The organism is Gimesia chilikensis, assembly GCF_007744075.1.
In the GTDB taxonomy this organism is placed as follows: Bacteria; Planctomycetota; Planctomycetia; order Planctomycetales; family Planctomycetaceae; genus Gimesia; species Gimesia chilikensis_A.
Map to the genome: position 1 here is coordinate 7,096,564 of NZ_CP036266.1, position 15,602 is coordinate 7,112,165.

The following is a 15,602-nucleotide window of genomic DNA, read 5'->3' on the forward strand; positions in this document are numbered from 1 at the left end:
GCTGCATCAGTTAGTCAAACTATTCAGGACGGACATTGTCACCTCGATCTTGGGACACTTCACGGACGTTTTCGTATTCATGCATTGCCCGTGTTCACATCTGAAGAAGCAACCGGTCCCGACGGCGAGTCGAACGTCGTTGCAATCCTTCGTCCCCTGTAATTGACTGAGTGGCCCACATACCACTCTCTTTTTCTACCAGGAGATGGCTACCAAGTATGCTGGAACTCCTTTTTCGGAGGTCATGAAAACCGGCGGGGGGCGTTTCAAACTTATTATCTGTCTGACCTGGTAAATCGGAAATGGCTACAACCAGATCTCTCCTGAGGATCTGGGGGTGAACTGAAACGTCGCACCCTTCACGTTTCAATCTACTGCAAAGAAAAGCAATACATCAGTGCCTTTGCATGTAATCAGTGACTTATATAAGTAAAGAATTATTCCAGTTTAACAATCATCCATCTCCCACATATAATCGCATATTTATAATTAGTAAGGACTTACGAAATAAATTGCTAAATCTGTAATACTGATAATCTTTCGCCAGCTTATGGTTTGCTCTGAAATGCTCGTCTCATTGATGATTTTCGAAACTCTCTTGTGCCATTTAGTCCTCCCAAGGTGTACATTAAGGTAGATGTATGAAGTGAAGATGAAGGCACCTGGAAACCACAACCATGGAACTGGATCGTCTGATCACATTTTTTTCCACGAATCCATCTGCAAGGCTGTTGCGCGCCAATCAGGCGGCCTATATCGTTTATTTCCTGAACCAGCACTTCAAAACAAATGGGAATTTGGCGACTCCGAATACCGAACTCGTGCAGAGCCTGAAAGGTTTTCTGGAACACATTCATGAAACCGATCCGGAGGTACTGCGGGACAATGCGGAAACTTACCTCAATCAGTGGTCTACCGGTGAGACGCGCTGGTTGAGGCGATATTACGACTCTCAACACGCGGATTCTGTTTTCCAACTGACGCCACATTCCGAAGATGTCCTGAAATTCCTGACGGATGTCACTGATCATTCTCTCGGATTTGTCGGCACGGAGTCCCGCTTCACACGCATTCTTGAGACGCTGTCCGATATTGTAATCCGTGGCTCTGCGGACCGGGAACGTCGATTGAGTTATCTGCAAGCGGAACGTGATCGTATCGAGGAAGAGATTCAATCAATCGAGTCGGGTGAAATCGTATCAACACACAGTTCAACCGCCATTCGTGAACGATTTTCGGATGTCATCTCAGATCTGATTTCCCTGCAGGGAGATTTTCGAGCTGTCGAAGAATCGTTTAAGTCCATCACGCGCGATGTTCAAAAACAGCAATCGGAGGCAGTAGATACTCGCGGGCAAATCCTGGGTTCTGCACTGGCTGCGGAAGACCGGCTCAAGGACGAAGACCAGGGGGCCAGTTTTCAAGCGTTTTTTAAAATGCTGCTGTCCCAGTCGAAGCAGGACGAACTGGAAAAGATGATCCGACAACTCGATGAACTCGACGAACTGGCTTCTCAGACGGAAGGGAAATCTCGCGTCAAAGGGATGATCGGTAATCTGTCAAAAGAAGCAGCCCGAGTCCAGCAGACAACGCGACGACTGAATGCGACGCTCCGCCGGCTACTGGATTCCCGCATCAGCACGACGCGACTCCGCCTGGCAACAGTTTTACGAGAGATTCACTCAGCAGCAGTCCGGCAGGCAGAATCACAACCCGAAGCAGAAATCGAAGTCTTTACAGAGATTGATCTGTTTAACGGCATGGAGCGTCCTTTCTGGCAGACTCCGATCCAGTTTGAGGCGATGGAACTGAAGCAGGAAGAACCAAACGAAGCTGAGCGGTTGAATGTCTTCCAACGACTTGCTGAAATGCAGCGGCTCGACTGGGATGCCATGCGATCTAATATTAAAAGCCAAATCGATTTTAACGAACGTGTGACTCTGCCTGACCTGCTAAATGTCTTCCCTCCCGACAACGGACCTCTCGAAATACTCGGGTATATTCAACTTGCTTATGATGGCGGGCATGAGGTCAACGAAAACGAATTCGATCTGATCAGCATCGACACTCCCATGGGAATACAGGACTATGAGATTCCCCGGGTTGTGTATTTGTCTGAAACTGAAAGACTGGAGCGTGTTTCAGGAAGGACCTCCGATGAGTGAGATCCCGGAATTCCGCGAACGGGGTATCGTGGCGGTCCACCTGCTGCAAGGTGTGATCTATGAGGAACAGGAAGAAATCTGGTCGCTGTTGCTGAGCAATGAATCTGACCTGAGTGACTACTTCTGTGAGATTGGGTTGTCGCTGGTCATCGATCGCACAGAAGGAATGGCCTACCTGCGTCAATTCAGCGACGATGAACGGACCGGAGGTTATGAACGCCTGCCGCGATTATTCCGGAAAGCACCACTGACTTATAAAGTGACCCTGCTGTGCATGCTTCTGCGCGAGGAGTATCGGAAATTTGAAGAGGAAGATCTCGATAACGAACGCTGCGTCGTCGAAGTCGATTCACTGCTCGAATTGTGGAAACCCTGTTTTCCAGCTGAATCCGATGAAGTCACGTTACGGAAACAGTTAATCGCTTCCTTCAAACAACTTGAAAACCTCAAATTTGTCAGTGGTATTAAGGATGAGCCTGATTCCTGGGAAGTCCGTAAGCTTCTGAAAGCACGGATTCCCATTGAAGAACTGGAACGCCTGCGGGATCAGCTCACAGCGTTCGAAAACGAATAGGACACGCATGATATGCAACACTTGTTTGACATGGGGCCCGAATACCCCGGGTACCGTCTGCAAAAACTGGAAGTCTTTAACTGGGGGACGTTCGACAGTTCGGACGGGAACGTGTTCTGCTTTGAGCCACAGGGGCGGACCTCGCTTTTAGTAGGACATAATGGCTCGGGGAAATCGACCCTGGTAGACGCCATCCTCACCTTGTTAGTCGATGGAAAAACACGAAACTACAATGTGGCTGCCGGTGCTAAGAAAACCGAGCGAACCCCCAGGAGTTATATCAAGGGCGCTTACAATCGAACGACCGATGAAACACAATCCAGCGTGATTAGCTATCTCCGACCGAAAGGAAATCATCTGACGGCGATCTCCGCCGTCTTCAAGGATGAACAACTCGATCGTTCCTTTACCCTCACACAAATTCTCTACCTTAAAGCAGACGGGGCCGACGATCGGGTTTATGCCTTTGCCCCGTCAGCGCGGGAATTGAAGGCGGATTTGCAGGGACTGGTAAAGTCGGACGAAGTGCGCGAACATCTCAAGCAGTGTGGTTACCAGACGACACGTTCTTATGCCGAATACCTGGGCTGGCTCACCAGGCAGACCGGAATGAGAGGCAAAGCCATTAGCATGTTCAATCAGACGGTTGCTGTAAAGGATATTCAAAGCCTGAATCTGTTTATCCGTGCTCATATGTTGGAGGCAGCCAACTGGCAGGACAAAATCCAGGGGTTGCTGAAGCATTTTAATGACCTCAGTAATGCCCATTCTGAACTGGTCAGGGCACAAAGAGCTCAAGAACTTCTGATGCCGGTTGCGTCCATTGGCCATAAGTATCAAGTCAAAGCGGAGAAACTCAACCATCTGCAACTTCTGGATGCCGCTTCCGAATCCAGTTTTTCATTGCTCACAATTCAGGTATTTGAGCCAGAACTGGCATGTCTGGAGAACAAGGCAGCAGCTTTGGAAGCTATCCTGAACCGACTGACGCATGAACTGGAACAGTCACGGGATACCGTCAGAAGACTGAAAAACGAGCTTGAGCAGGCAGGGGGAGACAGGCTACGACGAATTCCAGAATTGATCCTGAATGAAAAACAGTCATTGTCTAGCAAGAGTCCGAATTTTCATAACTTTCATGATAATCTAAAACAGTGCGGACTTAAGGAAACGGTCTGGAATCAGGAGCAATTCCTGCAAGTTAAGACGAAATTACAGGCACTGCTGTTAACGAATATTCAGCAACGGAATGAATTAAAACAGAAACAGGAAACGGTGATTGGCGAGAAAACTGCCGTTGAAACGATCCTCCGTGAAGAACGCACCGAACTAGAGGCACTACAACAGCAGCGCAGTAATCTACCGCCTCAATTTACCACGATACGCAGTCAGCTCTGTACTGAGCTGAATCTGAAAGAGAGTGAGCTTCCTTATGCAGCTGAGTTGATCGCCGTAGATCCCGATCAGAGGAACTGGACAGCAGCCATTGAGATGGTACTGCGATCCTTCTCCCTCAGCTTGCTGGTTCCAGAACGATATTATCCTCGAGTCAGAGCCTACATTGAGAAACGGAAACTGACTGATGCTGCTGGGAAAGGGCTGCGGCTGGACTATCTGTGTGTAGGGAGTGTCGCTGAAAGCAGCGGGGACCGTATTCCTGCCAGTTCTCTTTACCACAAAATACAATTCAAGTCTAAGCATCCGCTTACTCCCTGGGTACGGGAAGAAATCCAACAACGTTTCAGTTTTCAATGTTGTGATCGTGTTGACGAATTCGATCAGATACCCCGAAATGCTTTGACGGCGAACTGTCATGTCAAATTTAACCGGAAACGACACCAGAAAGATGACCGGGACCGGACCACCGACCCCCGTTTCTTCGTATTGGGCTGGAATAATGCCGAGAAGAAACAGCGTATCCAGCAGCATATTCAGCGGCTCAACACGGAATTTGAAGCATTCCAGACGCAGCTGAATTCTCTCGACCAACAGAGTGAGGAACTGCAATCCGTGAAACAAGCCGCCGAGCAGGCTCTAATTATAGCGGATTTTGACCAGATCGACATTGCACGTCATCAGTCAGCAATCGAAGCACTCCAGACAGAGCAAAAGAAGCTGGAAGGGTCAAATGACAAGGTGCGTGTACTCAAAAAACAGTTAGCAAAAGCGGAGGAACAGGAAGTCTCTCTGGGGAAGGAACGCGATGAGAAGATCGGTCAACAGGCCAAATTAAAAAGTGATATTTCTATTACCCGCAGACGGCTTGATTCGACGCATGCTGAGATCAAACAACAGCGCGAGCGAGACGATTACCCGCAGCATGAGAAGTTCTTTCCGGAGATCGCCGAGTCAATAGAGGTGGATACACTCGCGATCGACAACCTGGAAGAACGGATGCGGGAGTGGAATAAAAAGATACGAGCGAAAATTGAGCGGATCAGAGAGCCACTCGACCGGCTGAAAGAAAAACTATTCGAGGCGATGTCCAGATACTTGAGGGAATTTAAAGAAGAGACAGACGATCTTGACGCCAGACTAGAATCTTTAGAGAGCTTTCTGGGAGTCCTGGACCGGGTCAAAGAAGAAGATTTACCCCGATACGAGCGACAGTTTAAAGACAAACTGAACGATCAGGTCAGCCAGGAGATCGCGTTATTCAATACCGAGTTACGAACCGAGCAAAAGCAGATTGAAGAGAAAATCGACCAGTTGAATGGTGCACTGAGAAAAGTTCATTACTCTCCTGCAACCTATATGCGATTGAAGCCCTCCCAGGTGAATGATCGTGAAATCGAAGATTTTAAACGATCGTTGCGGGAATGTCTGGATGAATCACTGGAGCAGAGCCCCGAAGCCAATGAAGCCCGATTTCAGCGCATTCAATTACTGGTACAACGTCTTTCAGATAAGGAAAAATCAGCCTGGCGAAAAAAAGTAATTGATGTACGTAACTGGTACAATTTTGTCGCTGAAGAAATCGTGATCGAATCAGGAGAGACCCGTAGCAGCTACGATGGCAGTTCGGGCCAGTCCGGTGGGGAGAAAGCTAAGCTCGCTTTCACGATCCTGGTTGCGGCTCTGGCTTATCAGTATGACATTGATCCTGATGGATTCACTCCAGGCCGCTTTCAGTTTGTCGTGGTGGACGAAATGTTTTCCAAAGTCGATGACCAGAACGCGGAATTCGCCCTGAATTTATTCGATCAGTTTGGGCTACAACTACTGATCGTGGCGCCGCTGGATGCAAAAGCCCGCGTGACCGAACCATTTGTCGATCGTTATCTGTATGTTGTGAAGGATACGGAGACCAGCCGCTCCAAGCTACTCAGTATGACGGCGAAAGAGTATGAAGAAGAAGTGAAAAAGAACATCAAGCTGAGTCGTACACAGTCCCGTAATTCTCAAAATACGAAATAATGATGGTTGAGCGAATGCCGTTGGTTTCTCCCGAAGAGATCGCAGATAAAGTCGCTAAGGCTTATCCCCGTTTTCTTAAACGTTGGGTGAGTGGAGAAGTCGAAGACTTTTTTCCGTATCGGGTAAAAGTCCGGTTGACACTGGACCCACGGAATCCCAAAGAAACCATTGATGCTCATGAGCTATTACTCGCCCATTCAAAAGATCAGCGTGGCTGGGGTTATACCGTCCACCGGGAACTAAAGCGGAAGCGGGATTTTGGAACGAACCTGGTTCCGACTGCCATTACAGTCGACACTCTCGAGGATCTGCTGCGTCTGGCCAAAAAGCAGGATGAGTTTGAAAAGACACGAACTGTGATTGAAAAGGTACGTTTTCACTTCCCACAATTAGAGGATTGGTTAGTTGCCGAAGTTACCAAAATCGCAAAACTGGCAGAGTCGGTAGACGGTTTAATACAGGTCACAAATTATCTCATTGCTCACCCGGTCCCTGATTGTTACATCCGACAATTACCGGTCCTTGTAGACACCAAATTTGTGGAAAATCATGAACACACGTTAAAACAGTGGTTGGATAAACTACTGCCTGCGTATGCGATCAATGTAAATGAGAACAAACTGGTCCATCGTTTTGGGTTTCGCGACAGTCAACCCCATCACTCATTCCGATTACTTGATCCTGAGTTACAGTCGGAACTGAATCTGCCTTTCGATGAACTCTCCCTGCCGTTACGTTACCTGAAAACACTGGATGTCCGGGATACCACTGTTTTTATTGTAGAAAACAACCTGAATCTACTGACCCTGCCTACATTCCATCGAGGGGTGGCCATTCGCGGTGAAGGAAACGCAGTCATGCAACTCAAAGATTTGAGCTGGCTGAGTAAGAATCAACTGATTTACTGGGGAGATATCGATGTGGAGGGCTTCCAGATCTTATCGCGGTTGCGAAAATTCTTTCCGCATACAGACAGTGTGATGATGGATCAGGAAACCCTCAACAGTCACACCACTGCTATCGTTAAAGGTAATCCGAGTCAGCCCGAAGCGCCCCCTAATCTGACCAATCGGGAAGCGGAGGCGTATGAGTACTGCCTGAATAATCAATGTCGGCTGGAGCAGGAACGAATTCTTCAGAATTACGTGGAAAACCAGATCGCTGCAATCACATCAGCGCCATCTGACTGACTTTTTATCCAAAATTGTTGGTCCGTTTAAACTTCCAAAAAACAAACTGCATTTTAACAAAGGCTTTCACCATAATTTCTACCAAGTAAAGTCAGTTCTCTGCTTAGAGACTCTCGGGACGGTTAAAAACACCTAAATTTTGGCCAAAAACGTGTCATAATAAATAGGATGGAAAATGCTTATCTATTTATTAAAAAAAAAACATGACTATGTAATTTCAGGCTGCTTATCATTTCCATTACTTTTAAAAAGGCAAGTTTGCTTTACTGTTAGCTATTAGCTAAATTTCGTTGGTTTTCGTGTCATAATACATAAGGAGAAACCTGATTAGCTGTCAGAAGAGAATGCAGACACAGCTATTGCAAATTACCAATCTGATTCGCCAGATCTGTATCAAAATTTTTTAACATCAGCTATTGCCTGCTGCACTATGGAGTTAATCATTTTTCCACAAGGTTATAACAACTGGTGTCAATCACGGACTCGATAGGTACTGCCGACATGCAACCATCTGATAAAGTTACAAATCAAAAAGACTTACAGGACTTCATTCAATTTATTCGACCACTGATTCAAGTGATTGATTCAATAAAGCGTGAGCCGTTTCAATTGAGATCATTATCAATCCCGATGAGGTGGGAAGTGACTCGGCGTCACCCCTTTTATCAAAAACTTTGGAAAGACTCCGCAAACTTCCATCGACAAGAAATTACCTCAACAAATCCATTCGAGAAAATAAAGCGTGAATCAGCAGCTAAACTTTTGGCTCTAATCGGAGTTTCCGGGGAACCTCCAGACCCGAGAACTCCATTTTCTGAGCTGGGCGAATCTGAACTCAATAACGCGTGGTTATCGGGGGCAGTTCATCCTGTCACATTACGGGGGATGGCTGGTATTTTATTGGCAACTTTACCAGAGAGTACCCTCGGGGATTTAGGCCTCTACCTCATAGAAGCCTCTTGTGAAAAAAACGATAAAGAGAAGTATAGTCGAGAAAATAGTCTATCCAAATTGGCTTCGTACAAATGCGAGGTACTTGACTCATATACTGCTGAACCACTGGTTTCGGTTAATCCGGCTGCGTCTCAGCGTCAAATTAGCGAGGCAATTAAGAGTCTCCATGGACAGTGGAAAAATGAACGTGAACTGAAAGAGCAGAGGGACCGCTCAGACAAAAATAAAACCTACTTAGAGGTTTGGGATCTGCGTGAAGGATTTTCAGAAGAAGGCGCTTATAACATTTCTGAAGAGCAAAAATTAAGCGAAATAGCAGAAGTAGTAGGTTCGTCAATTTCCACGGTCAGTAATCATTATCGAAGTGCATTCGAAATGATAATCGGGAAACCTTATTCTCCCGAGTTGTGGTGGAACACAATCGGCGTTTTTAAGCTCAGTAAGTTTGATCTTAAACATAACATTCTAAGTCAGATACGACCTAGAAAGTCCCGGACACCGCGCCCGGTTTCAGAGTCAAGACTCGGGTTAGGAATTGATTCTTTAAAACAAACTCACTTACAAAAAAAACATGAATATACACTACACGATCTGATAATGGATATTAGCTCCCTAATTGACCAAGGTCTGAGTGATGATGAAATCCAAAGTAACCTGGAAATTAAAGCTAAAACTTCTGAATTAGCTCAGCTACTTACCTGGATGCGTTCCAGGACAAGTGAGATCGAAAAATAACGTCTACACTAATTGGTAACCGGTAGAGGGTGAAAGTATTTCATTCCTTCTGAAAACTACCGGAAACCAATGACAAGTCACGCAGATTCAAACCTATCCGATCCGGAATTCCTTTCCCCAGAAGAATTTGCGCAATTCAGTGGGCTCTCTGTTCCCACCATCCACCGGTATCTCAAGTCAGGGCGACTTCCTTATATCCAGCCGGGGGGATTTCGCTGTCGAATTCTTATCCCCCAAAACGCCCTGAATTCCTCAGGAAAAATTCCTTCAGAGAATTCGCCTCCCGTACCACCACGCGCGAAGAAGCCCCAGGCCAAGACATCTGGTCCGGAACCTGCCTGGAAGAAAAAACATAAAGTACTTAAAAACAAAAAGTGAGGATGCTATGCCGCGAAAGCGAAAAAATCAAAAAATTAAAGCCCAATATTTTAGCTGGTTGCTTTCTCAGAGAGGAAAGTTATACCAAGCAGACGGACGTTCAAACACAATTAATGTTGGTCGTCACTCACTAGGAACATCGAATTACCAGGAAGCAATAGATGCAATATATGAACTCGACAGAATTAAAGCCGTCGAACATGGACTTCTCGATGCTGATGAACTTGACAGCCGAGAGAAAGGATCTTTACCTCTCCTGGAAGGTCGCCAACATTACGAAGCAGACATATCCAGTTCGATTCTCATCGGTGGAATCAGACAAAGCAGCCAAAAACGCTACAGAACAGTACTCGATAAATTCATCAAGTTTTGTGCAGTGGAGCAAGTATCAACGTGGGAACAAGTCGACGCTAAACTATTAAAAAACTACGCAGCCTATCTGGAAAATAAGGAGTATGCCAAAAATAAAGAATATTCCCAGAACACGATTTGTCTTGAATTGAATACAATTAAACAAATCGTGAACTGGTTAATTAAGGATGGCTACCTTCCAGAAGGCAAACGTATCGATTTGCCTCTTCGAAAGAAACAAGGAACTTCAACCTATTGCTGGAAGCCGAAACAAGTAGCAGTGATGGTAAAGTACTGTCGCAAAAACAAAGCTTTAAACTGGCTAGGGGATATTATAATCTGTCTTGCCTGCACTGGTTTGCGAATCAGCGAATTAGCCTCTCTTCGATGGTCTGATATTGATCTAGAAGAAGGGATGTTGCGTTTAACAGATGAGACTATGATTAAGAAAAAATCCAAGGCCAGTAAAAGGACAACGAAATCTGGTTATAACCGATCATTTCCAATAAACTCAACGCTGTTGGAAGTGTTCCATAAAATGCCTAACCGTTCAGGAAATGTTTTTCGAGGGCCTCGAGGTGGACAGCTCAAACCAGATACAGTACGACTTATTTTAATTAGGGATGTAATTAAACCGTTAGCAAAAAAGTTTCCCCAGAGTGAGGATGAAATTGGCTTTGCTGATGGCCGACCACATAGCTTTCGGCATTACTTCTGCTCCACCTGTGCTAATAGTGGAGTTCCGGAAAATATGGTAATGCGGTGGCTTGGACATCGAAGCAGCGAGATGGTGCAGCATTATTATCATCTGCACGACGAAGAAGCGAAACAGCGCATGGATACATTACGTTTCATAGGATAATTCGACGGGTGTTCCGTCGAATCACATTTGAAGTAGGCGTTGGAGGACTGATAATTTTTGAAATTCGTGAGTTTACAAGTGGCAGTTTTGTCACAGTTTTTGTCACAGTTGACTGTGTCAAAAAAAATGGTCGTCGCAAATCACTTATTTCTAAGTATTTACAACGACCATTATTTTGAATACGGAGAGAACGGGATTCGAACCCGTGGAACCGTTTGCACGGCTCACCGGTTTAGCAAACCGGCGCATTCGGCCACTCTGCCATCTCTCCTGACTGTACCGGCTGCTGAAAACAGAGCCGATTCAGCACTCTTTATGCTGTTTTTCCCGTGGAATGTCAACGTTTGAAGCTCTGAATATGCAGAGACTTCCGTAAATTAACATCGCGGGAAGAGGGAGTGTATCAAACCAAATTCTCAGCTGCAATAGTTTCGGCCCCCTGGAGATGCGAAAGCAGGGGATCTTGAACTGAGAAACTGGTATCCCAGCCATAATCGCGAGAACCGGTTTGGACACTCACACGACAGCCCGGGTTCGCGCAGAGAAGCTAACCCTGAAACTGATCACAATTACACATCCTGATCTTTAAGACCGAATGTAATTCTCCAGCGCGGTCTGCCAGTCCGGAATCTCGAACCGGGTCACCTGCTCGAGGTGGGAGCTGTCGAGGACACTAAATCGGGGGCGGTCGGCTGCGGCGTTATATTGTTCGGTGGTAATGGGCTGCGTTTCGACTTCGATCCCGGCGATCTCAAACAGGGTCCGCGCCAGTTCATACCAGGTCGTCTGTCCGCGGTTGGTCACGTGGTATAAGCCGTACTGCTCAGTCGCGATCAGTCGGGCGAGTGCTTCGGACAGATCGCGCGTGCTGGTGGGTGTGCAGTGCTGATCGTTAATGATCGAGAGGGAATCGCGTTCCTGTCCCAGCCTGAGCATGGTTTCGACAAAGTTGCCATTTCCGGTTTTGCCAGCTTTCCCATACAGGCCACAGGTACGAATGACATAGTGCTGAGGGCAGAGTGCACGGACAAAATACTCTCCTGCCAGTTTACTCAGACCGTAGGCACTGACGGGGCCGGGGGCATCCTGTTCCCGGTAACCCTGCTCCCGCGACAGATCCAGCCCGAAGACATAGTCGGAACTGATCTGCATCAGGGCTATCTGGTGCTGCTGACAGTAGAGGGCCAGATTCCGGGGGCCGAGAGCATTGACTGCGTAAGCGACTTCCGGTTCCGATTCCGCGAGGTCCACTTTGTTATAGGCGGCGGTGTTGATCACCAGTTCGGGAGCCGTCTGCGCAAGGGCATCAGCGATACTGGATGCATTTTCAATCGAAATCTGCTGATGTGTCAAACCGGAGACCTGGTGACCTTCTCCCGCCAGACGGGCAGTGAGGTCCTGTCCCAGTTGTCCCCGTGAACCAATGACTGTAATTTTCATCTTGAATCGCGTCCTTTGCTGAATCAGGCTGATGACTGGGAATCGGAGGGATTGAGCGGAGCCACAAAGTGAATCTGCCTGGCGACCTCCTGAAAACCGAGTGAAGTATAGAGATGATTGCCTACGGCGTTCTGTTCCAGTGTTTCAATTTTTGCCAGGGAGAGACCGAGCTCTCGAAAGTGTGCCAGGGCGTGTTCGAGGAGCTTGCGTCCCATCCCCTGACCACGGCACTCCGGGACGAACGCCATGTTGGGAATGTAGCCGATGCCGGCTTCCGGATCATGCCAGGTGGAAATGTAGCCGACGACTTTGTCATCCAGTTCGGCGACAAAAATCCCTGTGGGCTCCCGATCGGCGTCCGCTGCCACGTGTCCGGCTTTGCGCCATTTCCAGTCGTGTCCCTGAATCAAACCGTATTTCTGTTCGATTCCCTGATCAATGGAGACTCCCTGAAAGGCTTCGACGGTAATTGCTTTCAGTATGTCCAGATCGGTGGGCTGATAGGGACGAATTTTCATATCTCTCGATCAAACTCATGAGGGGTTGGCGAAACTGTGAATCGTGACTGACGTCGAGCTTCCGTGTATGCTATGATGTAGCCGTGAAAATTGAAAGGTGAGTGGAAAAACTGTTTTTCCCATCCCTTTTCAACGACAAAACCATGCGGCCTGACAGGAAATATTGAATGTCCGATACGGCGATTTATACCGCTGAACAATTTCTGGATGCCCGAATCGAGCTCCCCGATTCCGGACGCTGGACCGAACTGGACCAGGGGCAGATCATTAATCTGGATGCTCCTGATATCGAGCACGGTACGATTGTGCTCAACATCTCAAAGGTACTCTCCCGCTACCTGCATGAGCGGCGGGAAGGATCCGCGACTTTCGAACTGGGACTGGTCGTCAAACGCGATCCTGATACGGTGCGGTTTCCTGCGGTGAGCATTTATAACAGTGGTGGGCAATTTGATGAGACAGACAAGGCGATGACGGAGCGTCGACCGGATGCCATCATAGAAATTGCCTCGACTAACCCGCGCCGCTCGGGGATGAAAGCGCATGTTGATGACTATGTCTCCTGGGGAGTGCCGCTGATCTGGGTCATCGATCCCCCGGAAAAAGAAGTGCTGGAATATCGAACTGCGAGCGGCAGCGAAGTGATTGACATCAATGGCAAAATCACGGGGGGAGACTCTTTACCGGACTTCGCGATGAGTGTGCGAGACTTGTTTGCCGAACCGGATTGGTGGTAAGTTAACAACTGAGAGACCGTAAGTATTCGTTTCATTTCGACTTCTGCTGAAACCCGGATGCTCGTTTCAGCGAACAGTCAGCAACAGTCAAGGAAAATTCAGGGATGCCTAAGGCACATTATGACGTGGCAGTGATTGGTACCGGCCCCGGTGGAGAAGGGGCTGCAATGCAGGCCATTAAACAGGGGAAATCGGTGATCTCGATCGAAAAGTTTGTCGAGATCGGCGGGAACTGCACGCACAAGGGTACGATTCCCAGTAAAGCCTTACGTTATTCCATTCTGCGGATGTCGGAGATCAACGGCTACATGCGGCAGATGGGACGGGCCGGGATGGTCTTTGACCTGGAATTCCCTGAGCTCCGCAAGACGGCTGCCTCCGTGATTCAGAAGCAGGTCGGCATGCGACGGATGTTTTATGAACGAAATGGCGTCGACCTGGTAGAGGGGGAGGCCCGGTTCCTGGACCCGCACCACATTCATATCGAAACGCCTAATGGGCTGACCGAAGAAATTTCGTTCGACTATGCCGTGATCGCAACCGGATCGCGCCCCTATAGACCTGACGATATTGATTTCAGCCATCCCCATATTTTCTGCAGCGATACAATTCTGGATCTCGATTTTACCCCCCGCTCGATCAGTGTCTACGGAGCAGGGGTGATTGGTTGCGAATACGCGTCCATGCTGCGGTCGATGGGGATGAAGGTCAACCTGGTCAATACACGCAGCTCGCTGCTGGACTTCCTGGATGACGAAATCAGCGATGCACTGAGTTATCACATGCGTGAGAGTGGGGTTTTGCTGCGTCACTGTGAGCATTACGAATCGATAGAAGGAACCGATGACGGAGTGATCATCAATCTGCAGTCGGGAAAAAAACTGAAGACCGACATCATGCTGTTTGCAGCTGGACGCACCGGGAACTCGGAACACCTGGGGCTGGAAACCCTGGAGATCGAACCCGACTCCCGCGGACAGATTGCTGTCAACGATGACTTCCAGACAACGCAATCACACATTTACGCCGTCGGTGATATAATCGGTTATCCGTCACTGGCGAGTGCCGCTTATGTGCAGGGAAGGTATGCGGCCAGCCATCTGGATAACGGTGAATGCGAGCGGGCTCTGATCCGGGATATTCCGACCGGGATCTATACCAGTCCGGAAATCAGCTCGCTGGGTAAGACCGAACGGGAACTGACCGAAGCCAAAATCCCCTATGAAGTCGGGCATTCGATGTTCAAACACCTGGCACGCGCCCAGATCATGAACTGTCCGACCGGCATGTTGAAGCTGCTGTTCCATCGTGAGACCCTGGAAATTCTGGGGATTCACTGCTTCGGGCCGAATGCTTCGGAAATCATTCACATTGGCCAGGCCATTATGTCACAACCTGGTGAAGCGAATACGCTGCTGTATTTCATCAATACGACCTTCAACTACCCCACGATGGCGGAAGCGTATCGTGTGGCTGCATTGAATGGGTATAACCGCCTGTTCTGATACTGGTCGGAATCGACAGCAAGCATCTCCGTGCCTGAATACAGGAGAGCGAGATATGGACGGGAAACAAAGTCAGCCAGGACGTCGAATCCTGAAAGTGGCTTTGTTCCTGCTCCTTGTCTGCGGTGTATTTTTCCTGTTACTGCAAGTGCGGGATGCGCAACAGGCGGCTTTTAATTCGACCGTCAAATGCCAGTTGGGACAGGTCGCTCTCGGAGAGGATAATTATCAAGACCTAAATGGGAGTTCGGTCTTTGAAGCTGCACGGGAGCAGGATATCAGCTGGCGGGAGTTGATGGCGAACAGCTTCGATGAATGGCAGGAGACCATCAAGGGAACGGGTTCTGACCGTACGGTCCCCAGCTACCTCCGCACCAGAAAGCCCCCCAGCCTGGCCTGGTTTGATGCGGATAATGCGGCTCCCTCCGACTACCTGACCTGCCTGCATGCCATCAGGCTTTCCGAGAAGTCCGAGAAAAATGAACCGGTCTGGCTTATCGCCTATGTACCACAGCGGCCCATTCAATGGTTGTCAAAGGATGATCTCTCGCTGGAGGCGTTTGAGAGTGTCGTTCGTTCCGATACGAAACAAAGTATCTCCTGTCTGATTCCCCAGGAAGGCCGCACGGTTCAACGCGACCGTTTATTCAAAATACTGGAAGCCGCCAGAGCGGGTGAAACGGTGGAAATCATCTCTAAAAACAGGTAGTCAGTTCAGGCTCCTGTCTTATTTCCTTTCCTTGAGTGACCTGCGGCGACTATAATCGGCGTTCGAT

12 protein-coding genes and 1 tRNA gene are annotated in these 15,602 nt (G+C 48.3%); 10 read left to right on the plus strand and 3 right to left on the minus strand.

Translation table 11 applies throughout. From position 1 onward, the window contains the following. The first annotated feature begins 677 nt into the window (after window positions 1–677). The 7 genes from HG66A1_RS26720 (at window position 678) to HG66A1_RS26750 (ending at window position 10,626) form a co-directional block, all read left to right on the plus strand. On the plus strand, window positions 678–2,165 hold the full coding sequence (locus tag HG66A1_RS26720) for a DUF3375 family protein (protein WP_145191485.1): 1,488 nt from the start codon (window positions 678–680) through the stop codon (window positions 2,163–2,165). Then, on the plus strand, window positions 2,158–2,739 hold the full coding sequence (locus HG66A1_RS26725) for a DUF4194 domain-containing protein (RefSeq protein ID WP_197996832.1): 582 nt from the start codon (window positions 2,158–2,160) through the stop codon (window positions 2,737–2,739). The genes HG66A1_RS26720 and HG66A1_RS26725 overlap by 8 nt, the downstream gene beginning before the upstream one ends. Window positions 2,740–2,751: 12 nt before the next feature. Then, window positions 2,752–6,156, plus strand: a complete 3,405-nt coding sequence (locus tag HG66A1_RS26730) for an ATP-binding protein (protein ID WP_145191491.1) — start codon at window positions 2,752–2,754, stop codon at window positions 6,154–6,156. Between the two features lie 14 nt (window positions 6,157–6,170). Beyond that, entirely contained in the window at window positions 6,171–7,346 is a 1,176-nt protein-coding gene (locus HG66A1_RS26735) for a Wadjet anti-phage system protein JetD domain-containing protein (RefSeq protein ID WP_197996833.1), read from the plus strand. A 501-nt stretch (window positions 7,347–7,847) separates the two neighbouring features. Then, window positions 7,848–9,035 (plus strand): hypothetical protein, encoded by a 1,188-nt coding sequence (locus HG66A1_RS26740; RefSeq protein ID WP_145191497.1) that lies wholly within the window; start codon window positions 7,848–7,850, stop codon window positions 9,033–9,035. 69 nt (window positions 9,036–9,104) lie between these two features. After that, entirely contained in the window at window positions 9,105–9,413 is a 309-nt protein-coding gene (locus HG66A1_RS32930; protein ID WP_145191500.1) for a helix-turn-helix domain-containing protein, read from the plus strand. Between the two features lie 7 nt (window positions 9,414–9,420). Continuing rightward, a complete protein-coding gene (locus HG66A1_RS26750) occupies window positions 9,421–10,626 on the plus strand; it encodes a tyrosine-type recombinase/integrase (RefSeq protein ID WP_145191503.1) in 1,206 nt (401 codons plus the stop codon). Window positions 10,627–10,808: 182 nt separating this feature from the next. Here the strand turns inward: HG66A1_RS26750 and HG66A1_RS26755 are convergent. The 3 genes from HG66A1_RS26755 to HG66A1_RS26765 all read right to left on the minus strand — a co-directional run bounded on the left by HG66A1_RS26755 (window position 10,809) and on the right by HG66A1_RS26765 (window position 12,584). Beyond that, window positions 10,809–10,897: transfer RNA gene (locus HG66A1_RS26755), tRNA-Ser, on the minus strand. Window positions 10,898–11,211: 314 nt separating this feature from the next. Continuing rightward, window positions 11,212–12,066 (minus strand): dTDP-4-dehydrorhamnose reductase, encoded by an 855-nt coding sequence (gene rfbD, locus HG66A1_RS26760; protein ID WP_145191506.1) that lies wholly within the window; start codon window positions 12,064–12,066, stop codon window positions 11,212–11,214. 23 nt (window positions 12,067–12,089) lie between these two features. Then, window positions 12,090–12,584, minus strand: coding sequence for a GNAT family N-acetyltransferase (locus HG66A1_RS26765; RefSeq protein ID WP_145191508.1), 495 nt, complete (start codon window positions 12,582–12,584; stop codon window positions 12,090–12,092). A gap of 167 nt (window positions 12,585–12,751) precedes the next feature. Between HG66A1_RS26765 and HG66A1_RS26770 the strand changes: the two genes are divergently transcribed. The 3 genes from HG66A1_RS26770 (at window position 12,752) to HG66A1_RS26780 (ending at window position 15,535) form a co-directional block, all read left to right on the plus strand. Further along, window positions 12,752–13,321 (plus strand): Uma2 family endonuclease, encoded by a 570-nt coding sequence (locus tag HG66A1_RS26770; RefSeq protein ID WP_145191511.1) that lies wholly within the window; start codon window positions 12,752–12,754, stop codon window positions 13,319–13,321. A gap of 104 nt (window positions 13,322–13,425) precedes the next feature. Then, on the plus strand, window positions 13,426–14,826 hold the full coding sequence (gene sthA, locus HG66A1_RS26775) for a Si-specific NAD(P)(+) transhydrogenase (RefSeq protein WP_145044264.1): 1,401 nt from the start codon (window positions 13,426–13,428) through the stop codon (window positions 14,824–14,826). 55 nt (window positions 14,827–14,881) lie between these two features. Continuing rightward, on the plus strand, window positions 14,882–15,535 hold the full coding sequence (locus HG66A1_RS26780) for a hypothetical protein (RefSeq protein ID WP_145191514.1): 654 nt from the start codon (window positions 14,882–14,884) through the stop codon (window positions 15,533–15,535). The last annotated feature ends 67 nt before the right edge of the window (window positions 15,536–15,602 follow it).

Bases quoted from the DNA above. Each gene is read 5' to 3' on its own strand.
- HG66A1_RS26720 (WP_145191485.1), top strand. From the start codon at position 678: ATGGAACTGGATCGTCTGATCACATTTTTTTCCACGAATCCATCTGCA.
- HG66A1_RS26725 (WP_197996832.1), top strand. From the start codon at position 2,158: ATGAGTGAGATCCCGGAATTCCGCGAACGGGGTATCGTGGCGGTCCAC.
- HG66A1_RS26730 (WP_145191491.1), top strand. From the start codon at position 2,752: ATGCAACACTTGTTTGACATGGGGCCCGAATACCCCGGGTACCGTCTG.
- HG66A1_RS26735 (WP_197996833.1), top strand. From the start codon at position 6,171: ATGCCGTTGGTTTCTCCCGAAGAGATCGCAGATAAAGTCGCTAAGGCT.
- HG66A1_RS26740 (WP_145191497.1), top strand. From the start codon at position 7,848: ATGCAACCATCTGATAAAGTTACAAATCAAAAAGACTTACAGGACTTC.
- HG66A1_RS32930 (WP_145191500.1), top strand. From the start codon at position 9,105: ATGACAAGTCACGCAGATTCAAACCTATCCGATCCGGAATTCCTTTCC.
- HG66A1_RS26750 (WP_145191503.1), top strand. From the start codon at position 9,421: ATGCCGCGAAAGCGAAAAAATCAAAAAATTAAAGCCCAATATTTTAGC.
- rfbD (WP_145191506.1), bottom strand. From the start codon at position 12,066: ATGAAAATTACAGTCATTGGTTCACGGGGACAACTGGGACAGGACCTC.
- HG66A1_RS26765 (WP_145191508.1), bottom strand. From the start codon at position 12,584: ATGAAAATTCGTCCCTATCAGCCCACCGATCTGGACATACTGAAAGCA.
- HG66A1_RS26770 (WP_145191511.1), top strand. From the start codon at position 12,752: ATGTCCGATACGGCGATTTATACCGCTGAACAATTTCTGGATGCCCGA.
- sthA (WP_145044264.1), top strand. From the start codon at position 13,426: ATGCCTAAGGCACATTATGACGTGGCAGTGATTGGTACCGGCCCCGGT.
- HG66A1_RS26780 (WP_145191514.1), top strand. From the start codon at position 14,882: ATGGACGGGAAACAAAGTCAGCCAGGACGTCGAATCCTGAAAGTGGCT.